Annotated in this window: 4 protein-coding genes; all 4 read right to left on the bottom strand. The window is 33.1% G+C overall.

The genetic code is table 11. The features are described from left to right. Positions 1-18: 18 nt before the first annotated feature. Genes NLJ00_RS11345 through NLJ00_RS11330 form a run of 4 tightly spaced genes read right to left on the bottom strand, consistent with a single transcriptional unit; the run spans position 19 to position 24202 of the window. Positions 19-6570, bottom strand: a complete 6552-nt coding sequence (locus NLJ00_RS11345; RefSeq protein ID WP_256637256.1) for a non-ribosomal peptide synthetase — start codon at positions 6568-6570, stop codon at positions 19-21. 43 nt (positions 6571-6613) lie between these two features. Further along, complete coding sequence (locus tag NLJ00_RS11340) at positions 6614-11362, bottom strand: non-ribosomal peptide synthetase (protein ID WP_256637255.1); 4749 nt, start codon at positions 11360-11362, stop codon at positions 6614-6616. 9 nt (positions 11363-11371) lie between these two features. Continuing rightward, positions 11372-17845 carry a non-ribosomal peptide synthetase gene (locus tag NLJ00_RS11335; RefSeq protein ID WP_256637254.1) on the bottom strand — a complete coding sequence of 2158 codons (6474 nt, stop codon included), beginning with the start codon at positions 17843-17845 and terminating at the stop codon, positions 11372-11374. A 15-nt stretch (positions 17846-17860) separates the two neighbouring features. Then, positions 17861-24202: a type I polyketide synthase gene (locus tag NLJ00_RS11330; RefSeq protein WP_256637253.1), complete on the bottom strand. Its 6342-nt coding sequence runs from the start codon at positions 24200-24202 to the stop codon at positions 17861-17863. Positions 24203-24301 lie beyond the last annotated feature (99 nt).

Below are 24301 nucleotides of genomic sequence, written 5' to 3'. Positions count from 1 at the left end.
GTTTTTTTTGTCTTCGATTTATAATACAATTTCTTTACGTGTACTTTTTTGGTCACTTTCGGTTTCCAGCCAAGCTTTCATTCCTATTAATTCTGATAATTCTCTAATAGTTTTTCCATTGAAAATATCATCTAGTTTTATTTGAACCCCAAATTCTTTATTGATCGTATTGGCCATTTGAATTACATTTAATGAATGACCACCTAGTGTTATAAAATTAGATTCGACACTTATCTCGTTTTCTTCTAAATCAAGAATTCCAGACCATATTTTTACTAATTTTTCTTCCACATAATTGGATGGTTTTACATAGACCGCTGTTATCTTTTCCTCATTATTTAAAAGTGCTTTGTGGTCTATTTTTCCATTTACAGTGTAAGGAAACTCGTCTAACCAAATAAATGAGGACGGAATCATATAGTTGGGAAGAATGTCTCTAAGGATTTCTTTTATTACTATTGTTTCTATATCACTGTTTCCTTTTATGTAGGCATACAGTTGTTTGTTTTCATCTATTCCTTTAACTGTTACAAAAGCCTGCTCTATGAACGGAAGATTTTCTAACACTAATTCTATTTCTCCGGGTTCTATTCTATAACCTCTTATTTTTATCTGATCATCAATTCTTCCTATATATTCAATTTTTCCTTCAGCATCCCATCGGGCTAAATCTCCTGTTTTATAACATGTTGTGTTTTCTATTGATACAAATCTTTCTGCTGTTAAAGCCCGATTGCCCATGTAGCCTTTAGATACGCCTGAACCTCCTATGTATAATTCTCCTATTACCCCAATTGGCACGGTTTTTTGATTCGCATCCAAAACATAGATTTTTGTGTTTGCAATAGGATATCCTACCGTTATAGGTTCGTCGGTTATGGAAACCTCAACCGATGTACATCCTACTGTAGTTTCAGTTGGCCCATATTCATTATAAATCCTGATGTTTTTATTTAAATCTTTCAGAATCTTTATATGACTTTTCTTTAGCTGCTCGCCTCCACAAATAATTATAGTCACATTTGTATTTTGAATATCCAGATCTTTTAATAGAGTAATGTGTGTTGGTGTAAGCTTCACAGTATCTATTTCAGGATTGTTAAAGCAATCTTCTAAAAGCTGATCCAGATTTTCTTTTTCATTTCCTATAAAGAGTTTTTTTCCTCTGGTCAAGCTGGTAAAAATTGCCGTTACAGATAAATCAAATGACATAGAACTTGTGATTCCCCAATTGCCTTCTTCACTATTTTTAAAGTAATAATTGTTGCTCCAAACGATATAATTAAATAGATTGGCATGCGAAATCATACATCCTTTTGGTCTGCCTGTAGATCCTGATGTGTAAAGCAGATAGGCCAGATTTTCTGTATTTATTTCAGGCAGTTTAATGGTTTGGTTTTCAATTTCATGATTGTTTAAGTCTTCTACTAACAAGAAATTATAAGCCTCTAAACCTTCTATTTGCTGCTCTATATTTGTAATGATAAGGAAAGCAGTACTTTCTTCCATCATATGGGCTGCACGGGAACCCGGTAAATTGGAGTCAATTATCATATAAGCAGCACCTGCTTTCATTATGGCAAGAAGTGTGGCTATCATTTCTATAGATCTGGTCATTCTAAGTGCCACTACAGATCCTGGTTTAATCCCCATATCAAGTAAGTTAGCGGCCCAAATACTAGATTTTGAATCTAATTCCTTATAGGTAACATGATCATCTTCAAAAATAAGTGCCTGTGCATTTGGGTGCAGTAAAACCTGTTCTGAAAACAAATCCAAAACTGTTTTGTCTGTTCCATAATCTTGTGCTGAATCGTTAAATTCAACTAACAGCTTATTTTGTTCTTCTTCAGATAAAATAGAAATATCTTTTAGTAGTTCATTTTTATTATTTATTATGGTATCTATAATTCGAACAAAATAAAAAGCAAAACGTTCTGCACTGGCTGATTCAAATAAATCTTTGCTGTAAGCCAGACTTAGGTTAAGGTTTTCTTCTGTTTCTAATACTGATAAATGCAGGTCAAATTTTGCAATTGGATAAGGTATATCTATGCTGCCAATTTTAAGTTCTGAATCCTTTAAATCTAGCTTTTCATTTTCAAATTCATAATTCAAAAACACATCAAACAATGGGCTTCTATTTCCATTTCTGTCTAAATCTAAAGCATCTATTAACTCATCATACGGATATAACTGATTTTCAAATGCTGTTGAATTGACTTCTTGTACCTTATGCAGAAATGCTGTAAAGCTTTGTGATCCGTCAAGGTGATTCCTGATAGGAAGCGTATTGATAAAAACTCCTGCAATTTTCTCTAAATCTGCATGTCTGCGGCCGGCAACCGGCGTTCCTACTACGATATCATTCTGGTTTGATAACTTGCTAAGGAATACATTGTAAACTGCCAAAATAAGACTGTACATGGTTACTCCTTCTGCACGGGCTATTTTCTTTAATTGCTCAATTTGATTTTTGCTTAAATTAAAAGCGTGCTTATCTCCATATTCACTTTGTTGTTTTGGTCTTGCATGATCATAAGGCAATTGCAGTGCAGGGACTTCATCTACAAATTGATTAAGCCAATACTCTTTTTGTTTTAAAATTTCTTTTTGCTGGTTCTCTTTTAAATTCCAGATAACATAATCCTGATATTGTATATGAAGTTCAGGAAGTGTTTCTCCTTTATATAAGGATATCAAATCTCTTAACAATAAACCATTGGTAACTTCATCAGAAATAATATGATGGGTATCAATTACCATAATATGTTCCTGATTTGATACGGACATAATTCCAACGCGCCAAAGCGGAGCCTGATGCAAATCAAAAGGTTTGATAAAGTTTTTAATTGCTTTATTTGTGTCTTCTCCTTTGGCAAGATCTGTTATTACAAAATCAACCTTAGGCAAAATTCTTTGTATTGGGTTTCCGTCTAAAAATTCAAATGAAGTTCGAAGACTATTGTGGCGTTGAATTAATTTTTGAAAAGCAGCCTCCAGTTTTTCTTTCTTCAAAATCCCGTTTAAAGTAACAACAGCCGGAAGATTGTAGGCTAAGGAACCTGTATTGTATTCATGCAAAAAGTACATTCTTTTTTGTGATGAAGACAAAGGATAATAGTCCTGTTTTTCTGCTGGTTGTATAGCTGAGTGATTAACTGCTGTAGATTTCAGCATAAATTTGCTTAAATCAGCTACTGTTGAATACCTCATCATTTCCTTTAATGGAATTTTCAAATTAAAGGCCTTCTCAATTTTATTATTTAAGAACATCATGGTTAGTGAATGTCCGCCCAGATCAAAGAAATTACTATTAATTCCAATAATACTGCTGTCAACCTTAAGAACCTCTGAATATATGGCTATAAGTTTTTGCTCTGTTTCATTACCAGCAGGAATAATCCCTTTTTCCGGACTGATTTCATATTTTGGCAAGCTCTTACGATCTATTTTTCCATTACTGGTAAAAAGAAAGTTCTCGATATGCATGAAAAAAGACGGAATCATATAATCTGGCAGGTAAGCTGCTAGATATCCTCTTAAATCTGAAGTACTTATTTTAGATTTTGCCTGATAATAAGCTATTAAAGTTTTCTCGTTTTCAAATTCCTGAACGACAATAATTGAGTTTTCAATTTTTGGATGAGCCGTTAAATATTGTTCAATTTCTGTAGGTTCTATTCTATATCCTCTTATTTTAAATTGATCATCTTTACGTCCGTGGTATTCCAGGTTACCGTCTGGCAGCCATTTTACCAAATCTCCTGTTTTGTAAACCCTGTCTTCCCAAGGAATCCATTCTGAATTAAATTTCTCTGAAGTAAGTGACTGATCTCCAATATATCTTTGAGCCAAACCATTTCCGGCTATACACAGTTCTCCAACTATTCCCTGCGGTACCAGGCTGCCATGATTATCTGTCACGTAAACGCGTTCATTAGGCATTGGTTTACCAATTGGAATGGTTGTATAATGATCTATTTTTTTAGGATCTACTTTATATGATGTAGAATCTACACAAGTTTCTGTAGGACCGTAAAAATTAAATAATTGTGTATTTAAGCCTAATTTTAAGTGAAATGTATTTACTAAATCTTTAGATAAAACCTCTCCTGCTAATATCCAGCTTGATAAACTATTCAACGTGGAATTTTCCTCTAAAGAGTTTACTAATAAACGAAGGTGAGTTGGTGTACCGTCTGATAAATCAATGCTGTTTTTGTTATAAAAAGACAATAATTTCACACCATCTTTTCTGCTTTCTTCATCTAATATATAGAGGCTGTGACCTTGTAATAAAGATCCGAATATTTGCTGTACAGAGGCATCAAATACATACGAGGCTAATAAGGCTACACGTAAAACTTTATCTTCATAAGGCTGGTAAACAAGCTCATTTAGGCCATTTACCAAATTAATTACGCTGCCGTGATTCATCATCACTCCTTTTGGCTTTCCTGTTGAACCTGAGGTGAAAATACAATAGGCCAAATCTGTGGCGAATGTTTTAACCGCTACATTTGAAGTTATTTGAGAGCTGATTTTTGGAGAATCCATAGCCTGAACCGGAAGATATGCTGCATATTCGTCCAGATACTGCTGCTGAGATAATAAAAATGTTGCTCTGCTTTGATCCAGCATATATTCAATGCGTTTTTCAGGCAAATTAGGATCTAGTGGTAAGTAACCGGCCCCTACTTTTAAAACTCCTAAAATTCCAACGATCATTTCCCAGGAACGATCAAACAATAAACCTACAATATTGCCGGGAATTACTCCTTGTGAAACTAAATATTGAGCTACTTGGTTAGAACGCATGTCTAACTCTTTATACGTTATTTCTTTTGATCCAAAAACTAAGGCTGTACGCTCTGGATGAAGTTCTGCTTGCTGCGAAAAAACATCAATAATTGACTGATCTTTAACATACTCTCTTTTTGTATTATTAAATCCAGCTACTAATTGTTTTTCTTCGTCTTTGGTAAGATAATTTAGGTCTTTTACCTGTTCAACATCCCTTAAAAAGCTTTCCAGTACTACTTCTAAGTGTCCTTTAATTTTAAGTATCATCTCATCCGAAACAAATTCATTGTTATATTTCAGCGTGATATTTAGTTTATCTAAGGATGAATAAACAATTAATGAAATGGTATAATTGGTACTTTCGATTCCTTCTATATTCTCTACCTGCAGTTTTTCTTTAAATTCTGATTGAGAAGCTGCTTCCGGATAATTTTGAAAAGAAATTATGGTGTCAAATAATGATCCTCTTAAATTACTTTGAGTTTCAATATCACTTAGAGCTAAATGTCCATACTCTTCCCTTCCTATTGTATGTTCTTTTTGTAATTCCTGTAACCAGTCTGATATTTTAATATCCCTCTTTAGGGTACTGCATACTGGAATTGTATTGATATACAATCCTATTTTTGTTTCTATATTTTCTTCTTTCGAATCTCTCCCTAAAACAGTTGCCCCAAAAACAACTGTTTCATTTCCTGTATATTTTGACAATAAATAAGCCCATGCTCCCTGCAATAAAGTATTTTCGGTAATGCGGTGTTTTTTTGTAAAAGCTTTTATTGATCCGCTAACCGTGAATTCTATTTTTTTGTTGCCAAATAATTTGTTTCGAAGTGTATTATCATTTACAAACGGAATATAACTTGGTAAGGTAAGATCTGAAAGATAGCTTTGCCAATAAGATAAACCTTTAGCCTCATTTACATTTGAAATATGATGAAGATGTGATCCAAAATCATCTAAAGCCAGTTCAGGAAGTGTTCCTTTTGTTTCTAATTGTATGTAAGCAGCATGGAAATTTCTCATTATGTTTTGAACAGACCATCCGTCTAGTATAATGTGATGATGCGTAAACACAAAACGGGTAAGATTCTCTCCAAGATGAATTAAAGTCATTCGAAATAATGGAGCTTCTTCAAAATCGAAGCCTGCTTCCTTATCTGCAGTTAAAAACTTATCAAATGCAGATTGAAATTCTTCTTTGGATAAGCTGCTATAATCAAGCTCATTAACTGGCAGCTTAACGTTATCATAAACGCATTGAACAGGAATATCCAGATCCTGACCAAAAATGGCTGTTCTTAAAACGGTATGCTGCTGTAGTAAATAGTTCCAGGTTTTATCAAAAGATTCTCTGGAAATTACTCCTTTTAAATCACAGTGAAACTGGCATATATAAGCTGCTTTATTATCATCGTATAAATTGTGAAACAAAAATCCTTTTTGTAAAGGTGTTAATGGATATATATTAGCGACCTTACTTTGATGTACAGGCAGTTCTAAAAAATCCTTTAATCTTTTATTTGATATAGTAGTCGGTAAACCATAGTCACTTACTGTTTTAATTTGATTAAGTGAATTGCTTTTTTGACTGTTTAAAAAAGTAATTAATTCCTCTTTATTTGATTTAATTATTGATAAAAGCTCTTCGGGCAGTTTGGTCGTTTTTTTGCTTTTAATGCCCAGCTGACTATCTTTTACAAACAAAGTAATGTCGTCACTTTTTAAAAATTCAATTATTTCGGGAATATTGTTACTTTTCATTTTATACTTCTTTAAATAAAATTTGACTTAAATAAATTGCGGTTTATAAGATGGAGATTTGATAATCATCTTCTTCAACTTCATCTTCTTCCTGATTAATAAATTGATTACTATGCGAGAGAATATCTTCTAATGCAGTTATATATGCATTGGCTAATTTTTGAACCGTTTCTTTTTTGTAACGTTTTGCATCGTAGTTCCAATCTACTTGTAAGCTTCCGTCTATAATGATGCTGTCTATAGAAATTTTATGCGGGTTTGCGTTTTGTTTGGCTACATTTAATCCTGTAGATTCAGAAGCTAAGTCAACCTTACTTTCCTTTTTTGCATCCAGAACATTTGTAAAACTTCCCAGATAGTTAAAAGTTAAATCCTCATAAAATATTGATAAGTCAGATTTAATTTTTTCAGATTTCGATTCAAATTGCAATACATTATATCCAATTCCTTTGTTAGGAACACCTCTTAGCATATCCTTTGTGTCTGCGATTAAAATACCTATATCATCTACTTCTCTTAAGTCTAAGCAAACAGGGTAAACACTGGTAAACCAGCCTGTTGTTCTATTAATATCTACATCTTCGAATAATTCTTCTCTACCGTGTCCTTCTAGAGCAATAACTACTTTAGGGGCATCTATCCATTCTGATAATGCTATTGTTAACGCACTAATTAAAATATCATTAATCTCTGTTCCGTACATAGTATGCATTTCATGTACAAGCAAATGAGTTAAAGCAGGTTCTAAAGAGATTCTGATATTTTCAGTCTCGTTATAAGTGATTTGTTTATCATAAGATGTATCTACCGGCAGTGGGGAATAATTAGATAATGCTTCTTTCCAATAGATATATTCGCTTTCAAGGTTCGCTGTACTTGCATAGCTATTAAGCTGTTCAACCCATTGACGGTATGAAGTTGCTTTTTCCGGTAAAGAAAGTTTACTTCCAGAGGAATGATTCTCGATAAGGTTTATAAGATCTTCTGTTAAAATTCTCCACGAAACCCCATCTACAGCTAAATGATGTATTGCGATAAACAAACGGTTCTCTTTTTCTTCCTCCGATGTTTCAAACAATACAAAACGAGCTAAATCGCCTTTAAAAATATCCAGATCAGCCTGATATTTTGTACCTGTTTCAGGAATATCTTTTAAGGAATCTACCTGCTCTATGTGTAATTTTGGAATATAGGATTCATATTTTTGTAAAGGATATATTGAGCCTTCATTTTGATAATAATTCATTCGCAAAACATCGTGGTGTTTTACTAGTTCTGATAGTGCAAAAACAAGAGTTTCGTTTGTAATTGTTTTTGAAACTTTAAGCAATACAGATTGATTACTGTGATTAACTGCTTCGTACCCTCTTTTAAAGAAAAGTTTTTGAATAGGATGTAATGGTACTTCTCCTTCTAAAAGTCCTGTCTCTTTTATTGCAGTATCTGCACTCTTTAAATGCAGGACAATCTCAGCAATAGTCTGGTAATTAAATACGTCTTTTACCTGAAAATGAATTCCAATTGATTTACTGCGGCTTGCCAGCTGAATGGCTTTAATAGAATCTCCTCCCAGTTCATAAAAATTATCATGAATACCTATTTTTTCTACGCCTAAAAGTTTCTGCCATATTACAACCAGCTGTTTTTCTAATTCTTCTACAGGTGCTGCATAGTTGTCATTAAATTCCGGAATTGGCAATGCATTTCTATTAATTTTACCTGCAGTAGTTGTAGGAAAAGCATCTAAACGAACATATACTCGAGGAACCATATACTCAGGCAGTTTGGTTTCCAGAAATTTTTGTACAGAAGCATTGCTAATTTCCTGACTTGAAACAATATAAGCAACAAGCTGCTTGCTTTTTGTATGGTCTTCTCTAATAATAACTGTAGATTCCTGAATTTCTTCTAAACTGTCCAGAACAGATTCAATTTCTTTTAACTGAATACGGTGTCCTCTTATTTTAACCTGATCGTCGATTCTTCCTGCATAATCAATTCTGCCTTGAGAATCCCATTTAGCCAAATCTCCTGTTTTGTAGCATATCGAATTGTTTATCGATACGAACTTCTCTGCTGTTAAAGATGGATTCCCTATATATCCTTTTGATACTCCACGTCCGCTTATATAAATTTCACCCACTACGCCTACTGGTACAGCTTTAGCATTAGCATCGAGAATGTATATTTTTGTGTTGGCGATAGGACGGCCTATTGAAATTTTTTCATCTTCTAATGAAACTTCAATTGCAGTACATCCTACAGTGGTTTCGGTAGGTCCGTATTCATTATAAATTTTACAGCTTTCATTGAGATTTTTTATAATTTCAATATGGCTTTTCTTTAATTCTTCTCCTCCGCAAATAAAGATTTCAATATTTGTTTTTTGAATGTCCAGATCTTTTATAATAGTAACGTGAGTTGGGGTCAACATTAAAGTATCAATTTCCGGATTGTTTAAACATTCCTCCAGTAATTGATCCATACTCTTTTTTTCACTGCCTATATAAAGTTTTTTTCCTCTGGTAAGACTTGTAAAAATTACGGTTACAGATAAATCAAATGACATTGAACTGATCAATCCCCAATTACCTTGTTCATTATTTTCGAAATAGTAATTATTTCCCCAGGAAATAAAGTTAAATAAGTTGCCGTGAGAAATCATACAGCCTTTAGGCTTGCCCGTAGAGCCAGATGTATAAAGTAAATAGGCTAAATCATTCGTCGTTACTTTAGGCAGTTCTACCTCATCGGCTTTTTTATTATGCAAGTCTAATTGTGCTATACTTATCCAAGTATAAGATTCTAATTCTGCCGGCTGATCCTCAATGTTGGTAATGATATTTGTACACAAACTTTCTTCCATCATATGGATTGTACGAGAATTTGGAAGCCCCTGATCAATTACCATATAAGAAGCTCCTGCTTTCATAACCGAAAGAATAGCCGTTATCATATCTGTAGATCTCGTCATTCTAAGTGCAACAACAGATCCTGATTTTACTCCCGAATCGATAAGATTTGCTGCCCAAAGTTTTGATCGTAAATCAAGTTCTTTATAAGTAAGATGTTCCTCTTCAAAAACAAGAGCCGTTGCTTCTGGATTTAGCAAAACCTGCTCTGCTATTAAGTCTAAAACGGTCTTTTCTTTATCGTAATCTGCTTCGGTATTATTAAATTCAATTAATAACTCTTCTTCCTTTTTAGTTAAATAGTTTAGCTCTTTTATATATTCAATATCATCTAAAAGGCTTTCAAAAAGTGTTTCAAAATGCCCTTTAATGTTTAATATACTTTCGTCTGAAATGAGTTCATTATTATATTGTAAAATAATTTTCAGCTGGTTTAAAGAAGCATAAACATCTAACGTAACTGCATAATTTGTATTTGTATCTCCTTTTAAATTTTGCATTCTTAATTCAGCATCTATACTTGGCGCATCCTCCTCATCAAGATAATTTTGAAAAGAAATTAAAGTATCAAACAAGGAACCTTTTATATTACTTTGAGATTCGATATCGTTTAGTGCTAAATCACCATATTCTTCCCTTGCAGTTGTATGCCCTTTTTGTAATTCCTGTAACCAATCTGCTATTTTAGCATCTTTATTCACGGTGCTGCATACAGGAATTGTATTCATGTACAATCCTATTTTTGCTTCTATATCTTCTTCTTTCGAATCTCTTCCTGATATTATCGCACCAAAAGTAACAGTCTCATTTCCTGTGTATTTCGATAATAAGTAAGCCCAAGCTCCCTGCAGTAAAGTATTTTCGGTAATGCGGTGTTTTTTTGTAAAAGCTTTTATCGATCCATTAATTGTGAATTCTATTTTTTTGTTGCCAAATAATTTGTTGCGTAAGGTATTATCCTTCACAAACGGAATATAACTTGGTATTGTAATATCTGAAAGATAGGTCTGCCAATAAGATAAACCTTTAGCCTCATTTACACTTGAAATATGACGAAGATGTGATCCAAAATCATCTAAGGCCAGTTCTGGAAGTGTTCCTTTTTTTTCTAATTGTATATAAATAGAATGGAAATTTCTCATTATGTTTTGAACAGACCATCCGTCTAGTATAATATGATGATGTGTAAATACAAAACGGGTATCATCCTCGCCAAACTTAATAAGGGTCATTCTGAACAACGGAGCTTCTTCTAAGTTGAAACCAGCTTCTTCATCTGCTTTTAAAAACTTGTCAAAGGCTGATTGAAACTCTTCTTTTGATAAGCTGCTATAATCCAACTCATTAATTGGTAATTGAACCTGATTATAAACCGTTTGAACAGGAATATCCAAATCCTGACCAAAAACTGCGGTTCTTAAAACGGTATGCTGCTGTAATAAATACATCCAGCTTTTATTAAAAGATTCTCTGGAAATTGCCCCTTTTAAATCGCAATGAAACTGGCATATGTAAGCCGATTTATCGTCATCGTATAAATTGTGAAATAAAAACCCTTTTTGCAAAGGTGTTAATGGATATACATTAGAAACCTTACTTTCATGTACAGGCATTTCTAAAAAATCCTTCAGTTTTTTATTGGTTATAGTAGTTGGCAAACCATAATCACTTACCGTTTTAACTTTATTAAGCGAGCTGTTTTTCTGGCTGTTTAAAAAAGTGATTAGCTCCTCTTTATTTGATTTGATTATTGACAAAATCTCTTCAGATAGTTTATTATCTGTTCTTTTCATCACCTTCAGTTCATTATCCTTCACAAATAATGAAATTCCATTACTTGTAAGAAGCTCAATGATTTTATAAATGTTTTTACTTTTCATTTTAATGATTTATAAAGAGATAATTTCAAAATCTTCGTCTTTGGTTTGATTTCCACCTTGATTAAAAATGTCATTACTATAAGAAAGAATATCCTCTAATGCAGCTATATAAGCATTGGCTAATTTTTGAATCGTTTCTTTTTTGTAACGTTTTGTATCGTATTTCCAATCCAGATATAAAGTCCCATCTACAATAATACTATCTACGGCTATCTTATACGGGTTTACGTTTTGTTTTGCAATATTTAACCCCGTAGGTTCTAAGGCTAAGCCAATACTGTTTTTCGTTTCTTTAGAAAAACTATTGTCAAAATCACCTAAATAGTTAAAAATTAAATCTTCGTAGAATATTGATAAGTCAGATTTGATTTTTTCAGATTTCGATTCGAATTGCAATACATTATACCCAATTCCCTTGTTAGGAATATTTCTTAGCATATCCTTTGTGTCTGCTATTAAAATACCTATGTCGTCTACGTCACTTAAGTCTAAACAAACCGGATAAACGCTGGTAAACCAACCTGTTGTTCTGTTAATATCTACATCTTCAAATAATTCTTCTCTTCCATGTCCTTCTAAAGCAATAACTACTTTAGGAACACCTGTCCATTCTGATAATGTCAAGGATAATGCACTGATCAAAATATCATTGATTTCTGTTCCGTACATACTATTTGTTTCATGTACAAGTAAATGGGTTAAAGGAGATGGTAATGAAACCTGAATCTTTTCTGTCTCTTCATAACTGATCCTTTTATCGTAAGATATATCTACAGGCAGTGGTGAATAATTAGATAATACTTCTTTCCAATAGATATATTCGTTTTCCAGTGTTGTTGTAGAGGCATAAACTCTTAAATGTTCCCCCCATTGACGGTACGAAGTTCCTTTAGCGGGCAGAGAAAATTTATTTCCAGATGAATGGTTCTCGACAAGGTTTATAAAATCTTCTGTTAGAATTCGTAAAGAAACCCCATCTACAGCTAAATGGTGTATTGCAATAAATAATCTATTTTCTTCTTCTTCCTGCGATGTTGCAAACAATACAAAGCGAGCTAAATCACCTTTAAAAATATCCAGATCAGCCTGATATTTTGTACCTATTTCAGGAATATCTTTTAAAGAAAGTACCTGCTCTACTTGTAGTTGCGGAATAGACGATTCATATTTTTGTGAAGGGTATATTGAGCCTTCATTTTTATAAAAATTCATTCGCAAAACATCATGATGTTTTACCAATTCTGATAAGCCAAAAACAAGGCTTTCATTTGTAATTGCTTTTGATACCTTAAGTAATATGGACTGGTTATTGTGACTGATTGCCTCGTACTCTCTTTTAAAGAAAAGTTTTTGAATTGGATGTAACGGTACATCTCCGGCCAAAAATCCTGTTTCTTTTATTGCTGTATCTGTACTCTTTAAATGCAGTGCAATCTCAGAAATAGTCTGATAATTAAATACATCCTTTACCTGAAAATGAATTCCTATTGCTTTACTTCGGCTTGCCAGCTGAATAGCCTTGATGGAATCTCCTCCCAGTTCATAAAAATTATCATGAATACCAACCTGATCGACTCCTAAAAGATCTTGCCAAAGCTCTACAAATTGTTTTTGTAATGTTTCTGTTGGTGCAACATAATTATTGGCAGTTTCCGGAGCTGGCAATGCTTTTTTATCAATCTTACCACCATCAGTCATTGAAAAAGCCGACAAGTGTACGTAAACTCTAGGCACCATATATTCAGGCAGGTGCTCCTCTAACAGCTCTTGAATTTCTTTGTTTTTAATTTCTTCCTCACAAACAACATAGGCAACTAATTGCTTACTATGGTTGGAATCTTCATTTACCATAACCACAGATTGTTGAATTTGAGGCAGACTGTTTAAAGCCAATTCAATTTCTCCCAAATGTATTCTGTATCCTCTTATTTTAACATGATCATCATTTCTTCCGTGGTATTCTATATTACCATCATTTAACCATTTTGCCATGTCTCCGGTTCGGTAAACTCTCTCTTTATTAAACATCCATTCAGAGTTGAATTTTTGAGAAGTAAGTTCCGGGTCCCCAACATAACCTACAGCTAATCCATCGCCGGCAATACATAATTCTCCTATAGTTCCTATTGGAGCTAAATTGCCATATTGATCTGTAATGTAAATTCTTTCGTTAGGCAGTGGTTTCCCAATTGGAATGTAATCATGAAGGTCTAATTGTTCCGTATCTATTTTATATCCTGTAGAGTCTACGCAGGCTTCAGTAGGACCATAAAAATTATACAATTGTACTCCTGTTCCCAGTTTTGAATAAAAAGTCCTAACCAATTCCTTTTGTAAAACTTCACCAGCCAATATCCAGCTGGATAAAGTATTTAATGTGCTGTTTTCTGTCAGTGCATCAACAAAAAAGCGAAGATGTGTTGGAGTACCATCTGACAGGTCTATTTTATTGTCATTATAAAAAGCTATCAATTTAACCCCATCTTTACGAGTTTCATCATCTGTTATATACAAACTATGTCCTTGTAATAATCCTCCAAATATTTGCTGTACAGATGCATCAAATGCATAGGATGCTAATAATGCTATATGTAAAGTTTTATCTCCATACGAATTATAAACACGGTTTTTTAACCCTTTTACCAAATTGATAACACTATTATGTTTTATCATTACGCCTTTAGGCTTTCCTGTAGATCCTGATGTAAAAATGATATACATCAAATCCTCAGCTGCTATTTTTGGTAATGCTGCTTTATAATCCGGTGTTATTAAATTATTTAGTTCTTCAACATTGATATAAGTATACGATTCCAACTCTATTGGTTTTTCTATACTATTTGAAATGACCACTTTTGCGTTACATTCTTCAAGCATAAAAACCACACGGGAAATACGCTGAGCAGGATCTATGGGCACATAAGATGCCCCTGTTTTCATTATAGCAAACATGGCCGTAATCATATCTACAGAACGCGTCATGATAAGACCTACAACGTCTCCTGGTTTTACATTGCATTCCATAAGATATCCAGCCCAGTTTGTTGACTGCTGGTCGAGTTCTTTATAAGAAATACTTTTTTCTCCAAAAACAACAGCAGCGGTTTCTGGTTTTAATGAAACCTGCTCCGAAAATATATCCAAAACCGTTTTCCCCTTTTCGTAAACTTCTTCGGTATTATTAAACTCTTCTAATAGTCGAGAAATCTCGTCATTAGATAAAATTTCGATTTCTTTAAGTGTACCATTTTTTCCATCTAAAACCCAGTCAATAATGTTGTTGTAATAAGAAGCAAAACGTTCTACAGTTTCTTTTTTAAATAAATTAGTTTGATAGTCCAGATTAAAAACACTGCTGTTTTCTTTTTCTACCACACGCAGTACCAAATCAAATTTTGAGAACATATTAGGATGATCTATTTTAGATAATCGCAAGTCTGGCTGTTCTACACCTGACCAATTGAAATTATGGTACTCAAAAGTGACATTAAATAGAGGATTATTGTTTGCATTGGGTTTTAATTCTAATTGATTTAATAGTCGGTCAAATGAATATTCTTCGTTAGCAAGACAATCTAAAACATGTGTTTTAACATTATCCAGAAACTCTAAAAATTCTAAATCCCCTTTTGCAGCGCAGCGCAGCGGTAATGTGTTAATAAATAAACCTATTAAATTTTTAAATTCACTATGCCAGCGGCCAATTGTAGAAGTACCAATTATGATATCTTCCTGATTGGTTAATTTTGATAGTAAAACGTAAAAAATTGTCAGGGTTAAGGTTGGCATTGTTACTACCTGCTGCTTACATATATCCTCTAATTTTTTTCTTTTATCTGCATTAATTTCAAAAGAAACCGTACTGCCATCAGCATTTTTTATATTAGATTTAAGAAAGTCAAAAGGCATGTTTAAAGTTTCTGGGACCACACTATATTCCTGTAACCAGAACTCTTTTTCGGCAGTTAATTCTTTCTCTCTCAGCTTTTTTTCCTGCCACTCCACAAAATCTTTATATTGAACACTTAATTCATCTAATTGTCCTTTTCCATACAAAGTTTGAAATTCCTCGATCAAAACCTCAAATGAAGCCGCATCTATAACAATATGATGAATGTCTAATATGATATTAGTAATTACATTGTTTTCTTTATTAATCAATACTCTAATTAAAGCAGGCTCGCTTAAATCAAAAGGTTTGATATGTTTTTTTAGTAATTCCTGAATATTTCCATCTTCATTCTCAATATATTGAATGCTGAAATCAACTTTATCGTGGATTTTTTGAATTGGTTCTCCATCTAAATCGTGGAAAGAAGTTCTTAAAATTTCATGTCGGCTGATTATTTTTTTGAAAACTTCCTCGCATAATTGAACATCTAAATCGCCTTCTACTTTTAATACTACCGGAGTATTATAAGAGATTGATTCTGTATCCATTTGATTCAGAATAAATAATCTTTTTTGAGTACTAAATAACGGATAATATGATTTTACTGGAGCAGACTCAATTGTAACAATTGATTTTCCCAGAGAATTTTTAATTATTTCTAATTGATCTTCAAAATTGGTGTTTCTAAATAATTGGCTGACATCTAAACTTATTCCAAATTCCTTTTGGATTTTTACTACCAAAATCCCTATTCCTAAAGAATTTCCACCTAGATGAAAAAAATTGTCTTTTGTTCCTACTCGTTCAATTCCAAAAAAGTCCTGCCAAACTTTAGCCAGCTGTTTTTCTAAATCAGTCACCGGAGCTACATAAGAATCGTCTTCTAAATGTTTCTTAGCTTTTTCAAATTCATCTAAAAATGCATCGTATTCTGCATTCAAATACTTATCACGCAGTACATAACGTTGGATTTTTCCGCTTGTTGTTTTGTGTATTTTTTCTACAGCAATTACTTTTTTTACAGTAACACCAATGCGTTCGCTTATTATCTTTTTTATAGCATCTGCCAAAACAACAAAATCCTTAACCTCACCTAAATAATGAACAAATACAAATAATTCGTCCTGATGGCTTTCTTCATTAAAAACATTACATGAAACTGCTTGCTGAAATTTTACTTCAGGCAATTCTTCTATTAGACTATCTAAATCATTAGGGAAATAATTTTGCCCATTAATGATAATCATTTCTTTTTTTCTGCCTGTTATAATCAATCGGCTGTTATGAATAAATCCTACATCGCCAGTATTGAACCATCCATCATTTGAAATTACTTCCTGAGTTGCTTCATTGTCATTATAGTAACCTGCGGTCATTGCGGGGCTTTTTAACTGAATAATGCCAAGTGTATCATCTAATAAAGTTTCACCTATTTCATTTGTGATTTTTATCTCTGTACGATTGTATGTCCCTAAATCTGCAAAAGAAGCAGTAGTATTAGAGCTTGTTTCCAGAAACTCAACCTCATCTCCAATGCTTAATTTATGGCGATTTAAAAAATATTCCTTAAAGCCATCTTCTTCATTATATAAAGACACTCCCAAAACAGCTTCGGCAAGACCATAACTTGGGCTTACAGCTTCTTTTTTAAAACCATAAGGTTTAAGTGTTTCTGCAAATTTTCTACAAGTTTCAATAGATACTGGTTCAGCACTATTAATCATTAGCCTTAATTTGTTAAAAGAAAAATCTTCCAATTTTGCTTTCTCAATATTTTCGAGAACGTGTACATAACCAAAATTTGGGGAACCCGAAATAGTGATTTCATTTTCAGATAAATTTTCCAGCCATAATTCAGGACTTGAAAGAAAGAACATTGGCGGCATTAAAAATTGATCAGCATTTGCCAGCAATGGCAAAATGTGAAAGAAAATTAATCCCATGTCATGAGTTAGGGGCATCCATCCCAGAAACTTGTCTGAATCCTGAATGCTGCATTTTTCTAATGACATATTAATATTGTATAAGATACTATCCTGCTGGTTCATTACTCCTTTAGGAGATCCTGTTGATCCCGAAGAAAATTGAATGAATACCAGATCTGAAGATGTACCAGGCACAGCTGTCGCTTTTTGAGTATAGGCTAACTCATCATAAAATATAATTTTTGATAAAAGTTGTTCTACTTCTCCATCATTCTCCAAATTAAAATCCTTTATAATGGAGGTTAAAAACGAAGCATCTGTTATTATAGATGGATTTTTAAGTTTTTGCCATACTTTATTAAGCTTTTGAACAATATCTGAAGTAGTTCCTAATACAATAGGAACTGGTATAAAGCCTCCTAAAACACAAGCCCAAAATGTAATTACAAAACTTTTATTAGACTGAAATTGAAATACTATTTCATCTCCGGGCTTTAGGCCTTTTTCTTGTAAAGCATATAGTTTATAACTGGCTTCGAGATATAATTTCTTATACGATAAATACTCAACTCCATTATTTCCTTCAATAAAAGTAATTCCAGATTCCTTTCCTGATTTAATGTTTTCAAGAAAGATGCTTTGTATCGTTTGTCCGTTCATTTCCATAAAATTTTGTTCGTTTTAAACTTGTACATTCAAATTCACTTGTTTCAAAATCATTTCAATTATTATGGCAGACAATCCATTTACAGAAGGCAGGGCAAGGATTTCCATAGAAGACATTTTTAATGCAAACTTATTGTTGATCACTCTTAGCAATTCAATTGATAAAATCGAATCGATTCCTAAAAAACCTATTCCTTTATCGGATTGGATTCTATCTTTTGGCATTTTTAATATCTTGGATAATTCTTCTTTTAAGAATGTCACAACAAATTCTTGCTGAGAAATCCTGTTTAAAGAAAGTAAATCACTTAAGCATGCATCTTGCTCCTGGCTTAATCCGTTAACAGATCCAAGATTGCTATCAATTAAATCTTTGAAAATAAATTGTCCACTTTCTTTTAAATTGACACTTAGGAGTTCCCAGTTCAAATCAAAAAAGCCTATTTGTGTTGGTTTTTCCTGAAGTATTTTTTCTAATCCGCTTAAAACCTGTTTGTTTGTAAAACTTCTAATTCCTACTCCCTGAAGAATCATTTCCAGGTTCTCGCTTCTAGATACTACACCAGATTCCGATAGAACGCCAAGATTAATTGTAGTTGCCGGTAAACCTTGACTTTTTCTTACGTGAGCAAATGAATCTAACAAGGCATTTGCAACAATATAATTGGCCTGCCCAACATTACCTATAAGTGAGGATATTGAAGAAAACAATACAAAATTGTCAAGCTTTAAGTTTTTAGTTAAGTGATGCAGGTTCATTGCGCCATCAACTTTTGGTTTTAACACTTTTCTAAATCTGTCCTCATTCATATCGATTAAGAATCCGTCGTCTAAAACCATAGCACAATGGAAAACACTTGAAATCTCCGGAAGATCACTTTGTATTTGAGAAAACACATTTGTTATTTGATCTATTTCAGCCACATCTGCTGCATAAACTTTCACATTGACACCTTTCTTTTCCATTTCGATAACTCCTTCTCTTTCTATTGAAGTGTTAAGACCGCTTCTGCTTAAAAGTGCTAAATTTTTAACGCCATTATCAACCAGCCATTTTCCTATTTCAAAACCTAAGCCTTTTGTCCCTCCGGTAATTACATAAGTTTTATCATCTTTAAAAATTGTATCTGTCTGTTTTTTGACGTCTACAGACTGTTCTTTAAAGTTTATAACTACTTTACCAATATGTTTTTCTTCATCTATAAGCTGAAATGCGTTTGATATAGTCTGAGGTGTAAACACTTTTACAGGTAAGGATTTTAATTCTCCAGCATTTATATAAGCTGAAATATCATCTAATAATGTCGAAATTTTCTCAGGCTTCTCCTTTATCATTTTATCCATATCTACAGCTATGTAAGAAATGTTTTTGTTGAAAAAATGCATTGAAAGGGAGAAGTCTACATTATCCTTTTTACCTATTTCTACATAAGTTCCATAAGAAGCTAAAATGGACAAACTCTGATAAAGCATTTCTTTTGGTAAAGCACTTAAAATAACATCCACACCTTTACCTTGAGTTTCTTCTAAAATTTCTTTAGCAAAATCAAGATTTTTTGAACTGTATACATGCTTAATTCCTATAGATCTCAGGTAATCAATTTTTTCTTCACTTCCGGCTGTAGCATAAATTTCAGCCCCTACCAAATTGGCATAATTAATAGCTGCTAATCCTACACCTCCGGCAGCATTATGTATAAGTACTCTGTGGCCTTTTCCCAGATTTGCCTTATCTCGTAAACAATACAGAGCAGTAAGATAACTTAAGCCAACATTTGATTCTGCTTCAATTAAATTTTCAGGACATTTTACGGCTAAATGTTCAGAGGTAGTGGTATAGGATTGAAACGTACCTGTAGCAAGGGCGATAACTTTATCTCCTACTTTAAACTTGGTTACTCCAGCACCAATCTGGGTAATAATTCCAGCACAGTCAATTCCTATGGCATTTTTACTATAAGTCCCCTCAAGTGCTTCCGGATAAATTTTACCAGATACTTTTAAATAATCTTTGAAATTAATAGAGGTATTTTCTATTAAAATTTCGATTTCGCCTGCCTTTGGTTCTGCTCTTTCAGTATTTTCAAAATATAAATCTTCTAACTGCTTAGATTTTGAACTCACTAGTTTTAATGATCTGTCCTTAAAGGATGCAGTTTCAATAGATAAAACTGAATCTTTTGCTTCTCTTTTTTTCGTTCCTTTTCTAAAAATTTTATCTTGTCTGATTGCAATTTCTTCAAAAGTTTTTGCAGAATAAATTCTATTAAGAGCAATCTTCCAGTCTTCTTTTGAAATAAGCAGACTATTTGTTCTTTGAAAATCTATCAATCGAACCTGCCATTTTGGTAATTCATTTACAATAAGTCTTCCTAAACCATGTGCAATTGTCGAGGTTATTGAGGTAATGTTGTCTTCTTCATTAACAACCTGACTTCCATAAGTTACTAGGTTTAAAGCAAGTTTGTTTTGTGATTTCTCTGAGAAAAAACGAACAATGTTTAAAAGAGGTTTTATTTCGTTTAAGCATTCCTCACTTACTGTTAAATTTTCATTAGTTTCCTGATTATCTGCAGGCAAATAAATTAATGTAATATCAGACTGGAAATCATTTTCTGCTATTTGGAGAATACTTTCCAAATCTTCAGGATTTACCATATAATAATTTTCGCCTAATTCTTTAAAACTAGTTCCTGCTTGTATTACTACAACACGACCTGCCAATTGTTTTAAAAGTGGCTCAAATAAAGAATAATCATCTGTAAAAACATAGGTTATACCAGAAGTATCCGGAATAGCATCAAAACCTGCTTTTTCTTCGATCCAATTGTTCTCAAACAAACAGTCATCGATGTATGTATCTTCTTCTTCGGTATTTATATTCAACTCCTGGCATTTGAAATCTTTTATTTCAATTGCTACGTTTCCTTTTTCATCACAAATTGACATATCAATTAGTACTGAATTATCTGAACGTGATATTAATCGTGAATAACAGAAAAACTCGGTTCCCGGAGAAAAATAACAGTGCATTTTTCCAATTGATACGGGTACAAATTCTGACTCATCAAATACAATTACAGATTGAAAACAGGCATCTAGTAAAGTTGGGTGAATAAAAAATTCATCCTGATTTTCAATCGCTGCGTGGCCTTTTATTTTTGCGATTGATTCTTCTTTTGCAGAATCAATATTTTTTATGGTTCTAAAATAAGGGCCGTAATCCAGTTTTGCCTTGCTCAGTCTTTCATATATCTGTTCTTCTGAATGTACTATATTCAAACGATCAGATATTGTTTTCAAATTTAACTGTGAAGCACTTTTTTCATAATCACCTAAAATAAATTTACCTGTAGCTCTTTGTATCCAAATACTTTCATCGCCCACCTCTTTACTGTCAATGCTAAAATTGGCATTTTTTGAATTATAGGAAGTATACAAGTCTTGTACCTTCAAATCATCCAGAACAAGCATTTGATGAAACTTTATATTTTCAAGACTAAAAGAATTTCCGTGACTTATTTCCTGTTGATAAAATGCTATTCCTGCAGCCACATAACCCGCACCTGGAAATACTACTCTATCCTGAACAACGTGATCATTTAAAAAAGGAAAAAAATATTTATTAAGCTCTACTTTATAGGTTAATTGCGGCGCATTTATTAGTTGGTTTAAAAAAACATTTCCTTTACGTCCTATTCTATTTTCAAGAGAAGTACTTGACTCCTGCCAAAAATATTCTTTTTGCCATGGGTATGATGGTAAAGAAAGGTGCGGCAATTTATTTACCCATCGCTCCCATTTTAAAGGAACTCCAAGAGTAAACAGGGCTGCAATATTTTCAAAGAAATTCAATTGCTCTGATTCTTTGCGATTAAGAGTTTGTAAAAAATGACATGTTTCATTGTTCTTCATGCAATCCATCATTGCATTTTTCAAAACCGGATGCGGTCCAACTTCGATAAATACATTGTACTTATCTTTCATTAAAGAATCCATTGTTTTAGCGAATAGAACGGGCTGGCGAACGTTTTTCCACCAGTAATCATTATTTATTTGATTTCCCGAAATTTTTTCTGCCGTTACTGTAGAATAAAGATCAATAACTGTTTCTTTTCCTTTAAGTTCTTTTAGGGATTCCAGAAGTTCATCCTCAATAAGATTCATTACAGGGCTGTGGTAAGGAACTTCAACATCCAGCAGACGGTGAAATATTCCTGACGATTCATATTTTTCAATTAATTTTTCAAGACTTTCCTGATTACCTGCTAATGTTACTGAATCAAGGCTGTTTATTGCGGCAATAGAAACATCGCTAAATTCTTTAAAAGTTTCATTGGCTTCTTTTTCAGACAGGCCAACTGCCAGCATAGTTCCTTTACCGGCTGTTTTATGCTGTAAACGGCTTCTGTTGTAGCTTACCAATAATGCATCTTGTAGCGAAAGTGCCCCAGAGATATAGGCAGATGTTACTTCACCTACACTATGTCCTACTACTGCATCTGCATTAATTCCATAATGCTCAAGTAATCTGGTTAATGCAACCTGAATTACAAAGTTTGCAGGCTGTGCAATGTATGTTTCTTTTATATTCGATGTTTCTTCTGGTTTTTGAAGTTCTTCTAAAATTGACCAGCCTGAAATGTTCTTAAAATAATCATCACATTCCTGAACTGCCTTATAAAAAACGGGTTCTTTTTCCATGAGTTCTCTACCCATTTTCCACCATTGCGGCCCCATTCCTGTATATACAAAAACTATATTTGGTTTCTTGTCCAGTATATTTCCTGCAGTTACTCCTTTTACTAAGATATCTTCTTCAAATGCTTCTATTTTTTCGATTAATTCTTCTTTTGAAGATGCAACAATTGCTAACCTATCTGAATGAAGTGATCTTCTGTAAATAGCGTTACTAAGTATTTGTGCAAAATTTTTGTCTTTATCTTCAATATGTGATTTGTATTTTGATACAAGTTCTTTTAATGCATTTTTACTTCTTGCGCAGATAGGAAATATAAAATGATCCTTTTTTTCTAAATCATATTGTACTTCTTCTTTAATAGAAGAAAATTGCTTTAAAACTGCATGGGCATTTGTACCTCCATAACCAAATGAATTTATTGAAGCATAAGAATCAACTCCTTCCGGAAGTTTTTCTAATAAAGTTGGTACTTTTAATATGCTGTTTTCATAATTTAAAGCTGGGTTTGGATTATTAAAATGCAAGTTTGCCGGAACTGCATTATTCTTAAGAGACAATGCTGTTTTAATTAATCCTGCTACACCAGAAGCGGCTTCTAAATGACCTATATTCGTTTTTACAGATCCTACCAAACATTTCTCTCTGTCATCAAATAAAGTCTCGTTTAGAGCGCTAAATTCAATAACATCGCCAACTGCTGTACCTGTTCCATGAGCTTCGACATAATGAATGTCTTTATTAGTTATACCGCTTTCTTCGTATACTTTTTGTATAAGTTTCATTTGAGAATTTTTATTCGGTACAGTTATACCATTTGTATTCCCATCTTGATTTACACCAGTTCCGTTTATTAAGGCATATATTTGATCGCCATCTTTTACAGCTTGTTCATAAGGTTTTAAAACAAGTACTCCGCCGCCTTCACCTCTTACATATCCGGCTGCATCGCTATCAAATGTTTTACAGCGGGAATGTTTAGAAAGAAACTGACCTTTGCTCATAACCATAGAAACTTCTGGTTTAAGCAATAGATTGACTCCTCCTACCAAAGCCATTGAAGATTCTCCTCTCCAAATACTCTGACAAGCATAATGTGTTGCTACTAAAGAAGATGAGCAAGCGGTATCGATAGTAATAGAAGGTCCTTTTAAATCCAGAAAATAGGACAATCTATTGGAAAGCATTGTTAATGAAATTCCTAATGCTGTGTGCGAGTTTATTAAATGCTTATTTTCAACAGCTGTTTTTAGCAAATAGTTATCAAATGTGAACCCTCCAACAAAAACTCCGGTATCTGAACCTCTCAATTGCTCAAGCGACATTCCTGCATCTTCAAGAGCCTCATACGCTACCTCAAGCAGTATTCTTTCCTGAGGATCTAATGATTCTGCTTCAACAGGCGAGATCCCAAAAAACATTGGATCAAAATACTCTATTTCCTCTTTTAAAAATCCGCCTTGTTTAGCTTTGATTTTACCAGATTTTTTTTCATTTTCGTCATAAAAGCGTCTGTTGTCCCATCTGTTTGACGGTACATCTATTACTGCATCTGTTTTGTTTAATAACATCTCCCAAAATTTTTCTGGAGAGGAACTTGACCCTGGAAATCGGCATCCAATACCAACAATTGCGATAGGTTTATTTTGATCTTTCATAATTTATTTTGAAAATGTTGCACATTTTTATATTGTAGTTTATGGATTTATCTTTGCTGAAATCAATTAATTACACAGTTAACAATCCACTTTTTTATT

This window comes from Flavobacterium panici, from assembly GCF_024499525.1.
GTDB classification, from domain to species: domain Bacteria; phylum Bacteroidota; class Bacteroidia; order Flavobacteriales; family Flavobacteriaceae; genus Flavobacterium; species Flavobacterium panici.
The sequence above is the reverse complement of the archived record's forward strand: the minus strand, read 5'-3'. Positions and strand labels throughout refer to the sequence as shown.